Raw genomic sequence first — 12,055 nt, forward strand, 5'->3', positions numbered from 1 at the left:
TTTCTCAATTATCACCCAAAAGAAACACTACATTTTTATCAAACGCTGAATCTAATCATGATTTATTAAAAAGGAACAACATGAAAGCAAGCCAAATTACTTAAAAGCCTGCTGCAAGTAAGCAGTAAACACCCTACATAGGCATCTCACTTTTTAATAGTACATGTAATCAAAATTAAATCCAAAAATGGAAATATCAAAGTAGTATACGGAACTGCCGTATTATTCAGGTGAGGGCTGCTGCACCTTTTCCCTATGTGTTGAGGGTAGAAATAGTCTCTACAAACACCATAGACAAACCTGGAAATCCAGGTGCTTCATACAAACAGACCCTTATGCGTTGAGGGAGTGCGGAAGTGGTATCGAGTCACAAGCGGTGCCTTTAAGGCATGACGGAGTTTCCGTCTGTGGATATCAGCCAGCTAGGCTGGAAACTTGTGAATCTGCTAACCGAGGGAAGATCCTCGGTCCGCATTCCTATTTGCAACGAAAGCCGCCAAAACGGCAGCTTTTATATGGTTTCAAGACGCTCGGTCTATTTAATCTGAAAGTACGAATTTCTTCAAAAACAACGAAAACTCACAAACGAAAATTTTTCATAAGAGCTAGTTGAGTGCCTTTAATATTTAAGGAAATAGACATATACTATTATCACCAATTAAAAGGCATTTAACCTCAACCTCTATATTACCATTATAATGCTGGTATTGCAATGTTGGACCCGATTTATTTTGGTTATATCCGATTTCTAAAATAAAAAACAGCAGCACCGCAATCAGTCTGCGGGCTGCCATTTGGATAATCACTGAACGCTGCTTTTTGCTTGTAAAGAAGAGACGACTTCTTCAAGCTTCATACCTCTTGATGCTTTAACTAAAATCAAATCGCCAGCTTCGGACAATTCCTTCAGTTTAAGAATTAACGCTGATTTATCTTGAAACGAATGAACATTTTCACTAGAAAATTGTTTATGCGCACCTTCTGCAATTTTTTTTGCTAAAGGTCCAAAGGTGTAAAGATGATTAATCTTGTTGGGATTAATGATTTCGCCAATTTTCAAATGGAAGCTTTCTTCTTGTGGTCCAAGCTCCAGCATATCTCCAAAAACTAAATGTTTATGGTTAAAGCCGGTCATCCCTTCAACTAACTCGATTGCAGCTTTAACAGATGTAGGGCTGGCATTATAAGCATCATTAATTATTTTTTCGCCATTAGCACCTGCAACCATCTCCATGCGCATATTTGTCAGCTGAATAGTCTTCAGACCTTCTTTTATTGCTGATTCACTTACCTGCAGTTCTCTTGCAGTTAAAATAGCAGCCAACGCATTAAGGACATTATGATTACCGAGCACAGGGATCATGTACTCATCCCCATTTTCCTCTAATTTAAAAGAGGTGGTATCTTGGTTCTGCATAATAGAAGACGCATAAAGAGTACTATCCTGACTACGGCCAAATGATACTGTTCTCAGGTGAGGGAAATTCCCTTTAATCCGTTCAAGAAGTAAGGGTTCATCGCCGTGATAAATAAGCGTTCCTCCATCAGCCATACCGGCAACAATCTCAAGCTTAGCATTCGCAATTTCTTCACGTGAACCAAGGTCAAGTAAATGTGACTCACCAATATTCGTGATGACAGCTATATCCGGCTGAGCAAGCGTTGACAGAAAGTCTATTTCCCCTCTGCTGCTCATACCCATTTCTAAGACAGCGACATCCGTATCTTCATCCATCAATAATAGTGTTAAAGGCATGCCCAAGTGGTTATTATAATTCCCTCTTGTCTTGCATACCTTATATTTTTCGGACAGCAGGGCAGCGGTCATATCTTTTGTTGTCGTTTTACCGTTGCTTCCTGTGATGCCTACCACCTTACAATTCACTTGATGACGGTATGCTTTCGCTAATTGTTGAAGGGCAGCTTGCACATCATCAACAATAATCAGCGGCAGTCCTTCCGGAGGATTAGGCATATCACTTTGCCAAAAGGATGCGGCTGCACCTTGAAGAAACGCTTTTTCTACAAACTGATGGCCATTTACATGTTCCCCGACAAGCGGCACAAATAAGTTGTTTGGTTCTATTTTTCGGGAATCAATCGTAACACCCTCAACCAAAACATCCCCAAATTGGGTAGTCTGATTAAGGCCATTAGCCATTTTTTGAATTTGGTTAAACGTTCTTTTAATCATTTACTTCCTCCACCAATCTTTGCAGCATGATAACTTAAAAAGTATATTTAATTTTTTGTTTCTCGTCATTACGTTCTTTAGCCAGGTTAACTAACCGTTCAATTAACTCAGGATATTCAACTCCCGTGTGCTTCCATAACAGAGGGAACATGCTGTAAGGTGTGAATCCAGGCATTGTGTTCACTTCATTGATATAAGCTTTCCCATCTTTGGTTAGGAAAAAGTCTGCTCGAACAAGTCCAGAGCAATCCAGAGCCTTAAACGAGGTAACGGCCATTTCACTTAACATTTTATATTCTGATTCTGTAACTTCAGCTGGAATAACCATAACTGTATCTTCATCTTCATATTTAGCTTTATAGTCGTAGAAATCCTTCTTAGCGATAATCTCTCCTGCTACTGAACATTCAGGAGTATCATTACCCATCACCCCAATTTCTACTTCCCTGGCGATGACTCCTTCCTCCACAATTACTTTACGATCAAATTGGAAAGCTTCATCAAACGCCGCCATTAATTCATCTCTATTAACTGCTTTACTGATTCCTACACTTGAACCAAGATTAGCTGGTTTTACAAAGCAAGGGTACCCTAACTCACTTTCAACCTTTTCACAAGCTGCTGTTTTATTTGATTCCCATTCAGAGCGAATAAACCAGTTATAGCCCACCTGCGGGAGACCTGCCTGTGCAAAGAGGTTTTTCATGATGACCTTATCCATCCCTGCTGAAGAAGCTAATACTCCATTCCCAACGTAAGGAAGATTTATCAATTCAAGCATTCCTTGTACAGTCCCATCTTCCCCATTAGGACCATGCAATAGAGGAAAGATGACATCAAACTTCTGTTCATCTTGAGCAGAATTCAGCGCAAGAGGTGATACGGAGCTCTCACCAGAAAAGGCAAGTTCTTTAACATTTTGAACGGGACCTGTCAGCTTAGGACCATTCATCCAATCCCCTTCTTCAGTTATGTAAATCGGATGTATATCATATTTTTCTATATCTAATGCCTTAATAACTGCAAGAGCTGTTTGCATCGACACCTGATGCTCTGCTGATTTGCCGCCATAAAGCAATCCAAGTTTTGTTTTCATTAAATAAACCCTCCAATATTCTAGTAACCTTTATTATTGTATCATTTTCCCTTCAAAACGAAAAAAATTAATCATGGAAATCATGCAGTTTTATGTTTTCTAAACTATTCTATGTAAGATAGCCTATATTCGCGCCTGCTCTATATAATTTTGGAAAACAAAAACCCCTGAATCAGGGGAATTATTTTTTTATAATGGACCACTCTTTAGTTTTTCGATAATAAATAATCTGTATATGCGGATGATCCGTGCTCATTTCTTTATAGCTCTCCATCATTTCGTCCATATTTACATAATCGCCAATAACCCAACCAGGTATTTCAATCTTCTGTCTCGTCTGTTGTGCTTTAGAAAACGATAGAACCAAACCCTCTGCCATTAACGGTGTAAGGTTAGAAAGAATCCCATCCGGCACCTTAGGGATTTCACTTTTCTTTTTTTTACCCAGCCAGGTTCGTTCTATTGTTACGGATTCTAGTTTGAGAGGCAGAACATTTCCAATCAAATGTAAATAGCTGTCAAGAGTACGGTAGTATAATTTATTAAACCAACCGTCATCATGAGCAAGATAGACATATTGATTTTTCAGTTTCCGAAAGAACGGCGCTCGCAGATGATTCTTACAATGCCCTAGATATAATAATTCGGCAATTTCCTGACCATCTAATTCATCGAGCCCTGACTCTTCATCAAAATCCAGCCAGCAAAAATCACCATATTCATCTACATCTTCCTTCAGTATCTCCTTTACACGATCCTCAGGAACATACTCTAATAACGTATTTAAGTTAAATTCTCCTTCTTCATATCGATGCTTTAGCAGCAGAAGATTACTCAATGGTACTTCTGTTGAGTGTCCAAATTCTCGAAAACTCATTCCAGAAAAGAGTGCAAAACGTTCAGAAGCCTGCAGATGTATATAAATAATGTCTCTACTATCATTTTTCATGGTATCCCTTACCCTCCGCACCAGCAATTAAAAAAACAACAGACACTTCCACTTTATTTTACCAAATTAGCCGAGCAAATGGTTTACTTTCGTATGTTTTATTTCTCTTTCGAAAAGAATATCATTATCTTAGCCTGTACGCTACACAGCGTATATAATAAATTTAAAACAAAAGCAGGAGAGATAGCGATGTTGACGATCTACTTAGTACGCCATGGACAAACCGAATGGAACCTTACAGGAAGAATGCAAGGCTGGGAAAACAGTGACCTGACTCCATCAGGGATAATTGATGCATTAGCTTTAGGAAAGCGTTTAAAGGATACACCCATCGATTGTATCTATACAAGTACGAGTGAACGTGCCGCTTATACCGCTTAACTCATTGCAGGTAAACGTGTGATTCCACTTATCAAAAGTGAACTGCTGCGTGAAATGTCTTTTGGTGACTGGGAAGGCAGACATAAAGAAGAGATTGAAGCAGAATACCCAAATGAGTATAAATCATTTTGGGAGACTCCCCATCTTTACCAGAGAAACAGCGGAGAGTCATACCCTCAAATCCTGGAACGTGCCGCTGTTTCCTATAAAAAAATCACCGAAGCACATCCTGCAGGGACAGTTCTGATTGTTTCTCATTCTCTATTCATTCGGGCTTTTATGGCCTCCATAAAGAACCTTTCTTTATCACAGCTCTATTCACAACCCTATATTGGGAATGTGAGTTTAACTAAAATTACTATCAATCAACATAAACCTGAAATCATTTTTGAGGGAGACACTACCCACTGCTTAAATGGATTGACCTAGTATGATTCCCACATAATAGAAAAACAAAACATTTTTCCATAGAAAAAAGGACTTGCAGTTTTCTGCAAGTCCTTTTTTATTATGCACTCTTTACTTCAGCGGCTTCTACAGGAGGATTGAATTGTCCTTCCCATTTAGAAATAACGATAGCTGCTAAAGAGTTTCCTACTACGTTAACAACTGTTCTACCCATATCAAGGATACGGTCAATACCAGCAATGAAGGCTAATCCTTCTACTGGAATTCCAGCTGATCCTAATGTCGCTAATAGGACGACGAATGAAACTCCGGGAACACCCGCAATACCTTTTGAAGTAACCATTAAGACAAGGATTAGGGAAATTTGAGCACCTATTGTTAAATCTATGCCGTACATTTGAGCAATGAAGATTGCTGCCAACGCTTGGTATAACGTTGACCCATCCAAGTTAAACGAATAACCAGTTGGAATGACGAATGTAGAAATATGTTTTGGACAACCTAGCTTTTCTGTTTTCTCCATCAGTTTTGGAAGCACTGCTTCTGAACTTGCGGTAGAGAAAGCTAAGATCAATTCTTCTTTTAAGACGATGAATAATTTGAAAATATTAAAGCCAACCAGTTTTGCAATTAGACCTAAAACGACTACTACGAAGAAAATCATTGTTCCGTAAACAGTAATCGCTAATTTACCCAGTGGAATAAGGGATTCTAGTCCAAATTTAGAAATGGTTACTCCAATTAAACCAAATACACCAATCGGAGCAAATTTCATAATCATGTTCGTGATAGCAAACATTGCTTCTGCTAACCCTTGGAAGAAACCAAGGACAGGTTTTCCTTTTTCACCAGCAGCAGCTATTCCTAGTCCTAACATAAGGGAGAAGAAGATAATGGCCAGCATATCTCCATCTGCCATTGCTTTAATTGGATTTGACGGTACGATATGCACCAGTGTATCAACTAATGATTTTGTTTCTGTGTTATCAGCTGTTTCTACATAACTGCTGATATCTGTTTTTTCAATTGACCCCATATCTACGCCTGCACCCGGTTGGAATATATTCGCCGACAGCAGACCAACGATAATAGCAATGGTCGTAACTATTTCAAAATAGATGAGCGTTTTTCCGCCAATTTTCCCAAGCGACTTAAGGTCACCTACACCAGCTACAGCCATTACGATACTAGCGATAATAATCGGAACAACAATCATTTTAATTAAACGGAGAAAAACATCTCCTAGTGGTTGTAAATAAGTAGATACGTCAGGGTTGCCATAAAAAATAGCCCCCACGATAATCCCTAAAACGAGACCAATAAATATTTGCCAAGCTAAACTAATTTTCTTCATCTAACATCCTCACCTTCTGTAAAAATTCTATGCTGCAAACAAGCATTTTGTCTCGGTAAGGGAAACAAGGTAAATTTTCTCCGGCAAAAAAAAGACACGTTTTGTGTCATTTTACGCGAACATTTTTCAAACTGTTCCCTTTACGCTGACGAGGTTAGCTGTCGGGTTAGGACTTGGAAACACAAAGCCCTTTCTATTCAATCTAGAATTCACCCCAAGCGAACGGATCCGCAAATTGGGTCCCCCGTTCTTTCAATAAGATTAAGCGGTATTACGATTATAATAAAATATTATAGTAAAATTTCATTTCTGTAAATATATTTATTTCTGTTCTATGCATAAAATTGCTGGAAATGCCTCAAAAATCCCTTTGTGAATCCGTTTTTTCTCTTATTTTATGTAGTTCTGATAACATATAATCCCTATCTTTCTAGTAGACCTATTAATAAATATCGGAATTTATCACGTGTACTAATCTCTTTAAGTTGTTTTCGTGTAATATCTTTCGGTTGTAGTGCTGTTATAAAATAAGCATGATTTTGTGGGACTATCTCAGGTTCCGCTAAAATCGTTTCGCCTGCAGTCATGCCCTTCCGAATTTCTTGCCTTCCACTCATATCAATACCCTTTGTTACATACTGCCTATTCACACGGCCATTCATTAGCTTATAAACAAATGGCTTTGAACCCATATGTAAGGTGTCTTTAGGAATGACTGGAACATTATGCACACTCGAGGTAACAACGGATACATTTACCTTGCTGCCAACTGGTAGAAGCAGTTGATCTTCCGTTACTATAGCTTTAAACGGATAGGTACTTTCTTTCTTCATACTTGGTTCCGATTTCGGAAAGACTGTAATACGATCAATTGTCCCTTTAAGAGGTTTCTTAAATTCAGATGATTCAACCGTAATAGCTTGTCCTTCCTCAGCTTCCATTAACCTTTTTTCAGAAAGTTCTCCTTCTATTGATAACCTATTCGAAGCTAAAGTTAGAATGGGCCCATTAAGGCTCTTATTAACTTCCTTCACAGTGCCATCAACATCACTAACAGCTGAAACAGTCCCGCTTATTTCATCAAGATTAACAAGCTCAGCATCTAAAATATTAATCTTTTCTTCTATTTTGCTTTTCTCATACTCTTGTTTAAACAATTCCTGTTCAATGGTGGCAACAATCAGTTCAGATGAAGCATGCTCATCCAGATTCAAATCTGCTTCAAGTGCTGCATTCTCTTCATCATCAGACACTGAAGGAGCTTCTGGAATGGAGGATTGATAACTTTCCAAGCTGCTGATATATCTCTCTATTGCAGAAAGATCATTTTCAGCAAGTTGTTTTTCATTTTCAAGATTGGCTTTGCTTGCAGAAGCTTTTGAGTCAAGGTATTCATATAAGGGCGTCCCTGCGGTGACCGTATCTCCTTCCTGTACTAAAAATTTTTGGAATTGTTTTTCGTGATCAAAGTACACAGGATACTCTTCATATGGTACTACCATACCTTGTGTCTGAAAAGTCCTTGAAATATCGCCAACTTTAGCTTTTGTCCAGTTCTCTACATATAAACTTCGCTCTATCTTACTATCTTCTTTACCAATTAAATATAAATTACCCGCAATTAGTAATCCTGAAACTGCAGAGAGCGAAATAATTTTCCACTTTTTCATTGACTACACCTCCTCATACAAATACATTGACGTCTAAATAGGAACAAAATGCCGCAAAAAACCAGTATATGAGATAACTGATGCATACCATCAGTAAGATAATAATCGATTTTTTCTCAGATAAAGCTTTCAAATACTTATATGTAATCACAATAATTGCCACACTAAAAATAGACACTTCACTAAAAAAGTGAATAAAATAATCATTCGCAATAAAATACTGACTGACTACACCTAAAGAAAATGGATTAGCGTCTTGATTAAGATCCATCAGTATGAAAAAGGGCAGCAATAGGATTTTTTCCATTAAAAAGAGAGTAAAACCAATCATCTGGACGACAACAAGCTTTATATATGGAATATCCGTTATCACCCAAAAAATCATGGCTGATACAAACAAAAAGATAGATGGGAGAATAAGACCTGCTAGTACATTCCCAAAAAACACGAGCAGTTTACCCGTTTCAAACCTTTCCGTACCAAGTCCATTTAACTCTTTTGAAACCGATTCCGTACCAATCCCAAAATAACCACTTATGGAGAACAACAGGATACTTGCCATGTATACCCATACTAATTTCAGCTTAAATGCGGTTATTTCTTCGGCTTCTTTTAACTGAAAAGAACTTAGAGATGGACGAAACAGGCCCTTTACTAGTTTTACTTGATAAGTCATACACATTCCCCCGTGATTATGTAAGTATTGTTCCCTTTAATTGTATCGTAAAATGGAGGAATGTGCCGTTTTCCTATGTTGAAAATTGTAAAATTAAAGAAAAAATTGATTGAATCACTCAATCTTTTCGCTGCTGCCTGAAAACATTTTAAAATGTTGAGGAAGACTGGTTATCTTAGTAGGTGTTTTTGCATAAATTTCACCATCCATATCCACATCCATCACTTCATGGGTCTCAATTACAATTTCTTTTGCTTGAAAATGCAGCAGACCGTTATCTGCATCTACTTCGCTTAATGCACCCTTCAACGTCAGTAATTCCTTCAATATACTCAAACTAGATTCCTTTACGATGATTAGATTTAGGAACCCATCGTCTGCGTGGACTTCTGAAAAAGGCAGTAAATTTGTCCCTATATAATTGCCATTTAGCACAAGCACCAAAACGGCCTGATCGTCTAATACTTCCCCATCAAATTCAATCTTAAATGGAAAAGGCTCATTTCCTCCCACCGTTCGTATAGCGCTTAATAGATAACTGATTGTACCGAATCGATTCTTTTCCTTCTCAAATATGTTGGCAGAAGCTTCTGCAATCAGACCAATTCCCCAGAAATTCAAAAAGTAATTATTTCCTGCTTTTCCAGCATCAATTAATGATACTTCTCCAGAAATCATTGTTTCCGCAGCTTGGCGAATATTTTGCGGTATATTCAACGTCCTAGAAAAATCGTTACAGGTCCCGCCAGGAAGGATTCCCACTACTGGACGATTTTGCAGGGAAGCAAGTCCATTTATACATTCATGCACGGTTCCATCACCGCCTAAGATAAAGACTGCGTCCATTTGCTCTCCATACTTCTGACAGAATTCCAGTGCGTCTCCAGCCTTTGAAGACTGTAATAGCATGAGTTCTTCTGTTTCCAAAGATAGGATTGGCAGACACTGCTCAAGCATCGTTTCAATATTCCCTTTTCCAGCAGCCTGATTATAAATTAACATGGCCTTTTTCCATTTCACAATCAACACCTCCTAAATATTTACTTCTCCTCTTAACCTTCCTCATTTTTAAGATTCCAAAACCATTTTCTTTTTTCCATACGACAAAAAAGGTGGAAAAGAAAAGATGGCCACCTGAACGTTCTATTGTACTTCCTCTTAATTTAAATAATTAATAATTACCTGAACGGCTTCTTGCAAATCCCGCTGTGACCAGCTAGGAAACTTCCCCATATGCAATGCAAGTGAATGATTTGCCGGCACATGAATAAACCCTGCTTGGATACTCTGTCTAGACTCTTGAAGATGGTGCAGTACTCGATACATGACTTGATTACACACATAAGAACCAGCACTATTAGAAATAGATGCTGGATAACCAGCCTGTATGAGTCCCTCGAACATTTGATGTAACGGAAGACTAGTAAATATTCCATCAGCACCATCGGCGATTATACGCTCTCCTATGGGTCGATATCCTGTATTATCTTTTTCTCCATCGGCACAATTAATACCAATTCGTTCAAGGGTGATCTGACTACGACCAGCAGCCAAGCCTAAAGAGATAACAGCAACCGGCAATACATCTTGAATATACTCAATTATCCTATCACCAGAAAGATAAAATTCAACGGGTAATAGCTTACCACAAACCGTATATTCACCTATGATTTCACCATCTAATGCCTGAATAATCTCTTCCGTAGGATTAATGGGATAGTCCAGAAATGGTTCAAAACCAGTAAGAAGTAACTTTTTCATAAAGACCCTACTTTCTCCCCTGCTATTAGTAGAGAATATTCTGTATTTTTAATGTAAACACCCACATATACCCTAAAGGAGGATATCCGTTCATCCTCCTGCTCACATTATTTTGAAAAGGTCTGATCAATCGCATCATCTAAATCCAATTTCTTATCTATGAGATACCGTTTTGTCATATTCAAATCTTTATGTCCGGCCAACTTAGAAACAATCGGCAAATCAATCCCTTTATTAATAAGCTGCTGACAGAACGTATGACGGAGTTTATGCGGATGAACATCAAACTTTTTCAGCATATACTGGACAGACCTTGGTGTCATACGCTGACCATAGCTGGAAATAAACAAGGCTGTTTTCTGTTCCTTCTCCTTAATTGAACTAAGGTATACTTGCAAGCGTTGTACAGCCTCATTAGAGAGTGGCACAGACCGATCTACCTCACCTTTAGCATTCCTCACCACAATATACTTTTTATCTCCCTCAATTAAAACATCACTACAATTTAAATCGCATAGCTCAGACACTCTTACACCCGTATGAAGCATAACGAACACCATCGCTATGTTACGCAGATTCCCCTCCGTCTCTAAGTCCTTCAAAAGCCTTTCCTGCTCTTGTAGACTAAGAGATTCAGGAACCTCTTGCTTTTGTTCTTTCAGCTTACGATCTATATGGAGCATGACTTGAGGCTGACCAAGAAACTTATAAAACACATTAATAGCCATATAATGCTTCTCAATCGTTCCGGCACTTTTTTGAGATTCCTCTAGATAATCTAAGTAATTCTGGATATCCACAGGACCTGCTTCCTTAAACTCCCCAGGACACCATCCTTCAAATTGTGACAACACACCAATATACGTCTTTATAGTATTTTCTGATTTTCCTTCGCTTATCAGCCATTCGCTAAAAGCTTGAAAAATTGTTTCCTTAGTAGAAGTATCGTTATTACTCTCCAACGCCTATTCCTCCCAAGTCATAATTCCGAGTTTAGACCATTTTAACATATTATCTCAACAGAACATAAAGAACATTTCGTCTATCCAGTTATTTTCTTTTTAGATGACATTCTTCGTGAAAATGATCTGTTTAAAATGTCTCGCTTTTCTATTCTTATTAGGTCTCCAATTTTTAAGAAACATGTTGAATCTCTGATTTTCAAGGGGAGGATTTTATCTTTTTTCGGCTATTCTAGGCGCTATTTTCAAGAAAAAAATACCCCGCAGGGCATCATGTTAAATGAGGTTTTTGAAAATGGGTCGCTAATCTTTAGAACAATTTCTTAAGATAGCCTTTTTAAGAAGACCCGGTGACAAAGTTACCACGGGGGGATTTTACTGTTTTTCTGCTATTTCGGTCATTAATCCGATTATGTTTATTCCCGTCTGGGCATAGCGGGTTTTTGAAAATGCGTGGCTAATCTTTAGGACTTTTTCTTAAGATACACTTATTAAGATGACCTGGTACCTAAATTTCCATGGGGGGATTTTATCTATTTTTCGGCTATTCCAGCTGTTAATCCCGTCTGGGCACGATTTTCAGTTCTAAAATACCAAATAAGGG

The 12,055-nt window shown here is 38.2% G+C and carries 10 protein-coding genes, 1 pseudogene and 1 riboswitch; of the genes and pseudogenes, 1 reads left to right on the top strand and 10 read right to left on the bottom strand.

Annotated elements, in window-relative coordinates; genetic code table 11:
• Positions 1–626: 626 nt before the first annotated feature.
• The 4 genes from WYK_RS24515 to WYK_RS07945 all read right to left on the bottom strand — a co-directional run bounded on the left by WYK_RS24515 (position 627) and on the right by WYK_RS07945 (position 4,239).
• Entirely contained in the window at positions 627–806 is a 180-nt protein-coding gene (locus WYK_RS24515; RefSeq protein WP_152526438.1) for a hypothetical protein, read from the bottom strand.
• On the bottom strand, positions 803–2,194 hold the full coding sequence (locus tag WYK_RS07935; protein WP_040373991.1) for a UDP-N-acetylmuramoyl-tripeptide--D-alanyl-D-alanine ligase: 1,392 nt from the start codon (positions 2,192–2,194) through the stop codon (positions 803–805). The genes WYK_RS24515 and WYK_RS07935 overlap by 4 nt, the downstream gene beginning before the upstream one ends.
• A 34-nt stretch (positions 2,195–2,228) precedes the next feature.
• Positions 2,229–3,290 carry a D-alanine--D-alanine ligase gene (locus WYK_RS07940; protein WP_040373992.1) on the bottom strand — a complete coding sequence of 354 codons (1,062 nt, stop codon included), beginning with the start codon at positions 3,288–3,290 and terminating at the stop codon, positions 2,229–2,231.
• 181 nt (positions 3,291–3,471) lie between these two features.
• The gene (locus tag WYK_RS07945; RefSeq protein WP_040373993.1) at positions 3,472–4,239 is read right to left on the bottom strand and encodes a hypothetical protein; all 768 of its coding nucleotides are present in this window, start codon (positions 4,237–4,239) and stop codon (positions 3,472–3,474) included.
• Positions 4,240–4,428: 189 nt separating this feature from the next.
• Between WYK_RS07945 and WYK_RS07950 the strand changes: the two are divergent.
• Positions 4,429–5,049 (top strand): annotated as a pseudogene (locus WYK_RS07950) (histidine phosphatase family protein).
• Positions 5,050–5,128: 79 nt separating this feature from the next.
• Here WYK_RS07950 and WYK_RS07955 read toward each other — a convergent pair.
• From WYK_RS07955 to WYK_RS07980, 6 genes are all read right to left on the bottom strand, one after another.
• Complete coding sequence (locus tag WYK_RS07955; protein ID WP_040373994.1) at positions 5,129–6,382, bottom strand: cation:dicarboxylate symporter family transporter; 1,254 nt, start codon at positions 6,380–6,382, stop codon at positions 5,129–5,131.
• A gap of 129 nt (positions 6,383–6,511) precedes the next feature.
• Positions 6,512–6,660: riboswitch (cyclic di-AMP (ydaO/yuaA leader) on the bottom strand.
• Between the two features lie 144 nt (positions 6,661–6,804).
• Positions 6,805–8,052 carry an efflux RND transporter periplasmic adaptor subunit gene (locus tag WYK_RS07960; protein WP_040373995.1) on the bottom strand — a complete coding sequence of 416 codons (1,248 nt, stop codon included), beginning with the start codon at positions 8,050–8,052 and terminating at the stop codon, positions 6,805–6,807.
• Between the two features lie 13 nt (positions 8,053–8,065).
• A complete protein-coding gene (locus tag WYK_RS07965) occupies positions 8,066–8,728 on the bottom strand; it encodes a hypothetical protein (protein ID WP_040373996.1) in 663 nt (220 codons plus the stop codon).
• A gap of 114 nt (positions 8,729–8,842) precedes the next feature.
• Complete coding sequence (locus WYK_RS07970) at positions 8,843–9,748, bottom strand: diacylglycerol/lipid kinase family protein (protein ID WP_051387383.1); 906 nt, start codon at positions 9,746–9,748, stop codon at positions 8,843–8,845.
• A gap of 138 nt (positions 9,749–9,886) precedes the next feature.
• The gene (locus WYK_RS07975) at positions 9,887–10,489 is read right to left on the bottom strand and encodes a pyroglutamyl-peptidase I (RefSeq protein ID WP_040373997.1); all 603 of its coding nucleotides are present in this window, start codon (positions 10,487–10,489) and stop codon (positions 9,887–9,889) included.
• Positions 10,490–10,596: 107 nt separating this feature from the next.
• On the bottom strand, positions 10,597–11,451 hold the full coding sequence (locus WYK_RS07980) for a tyrosine-type recombinase/integrase (protein ID WP_235782469.1): 855 nt from the start codon (positions 11,449–11,451) through the stop codon (positions 10,597–10,599).
• Positions 11,452–12,055 lie beyond the last annotated feature (604 nt).

Source organism: Peribacillus psychrosaccharolyticus ATCC 23296 (assembly GCF_000305495.1).
GTDB classification, from domain to species: Bacteria; Bacillota; Bacilli; order Bacillales; family DSM-1321; genus Peribacillus; species Peribacillus psychrosaccharolyticus.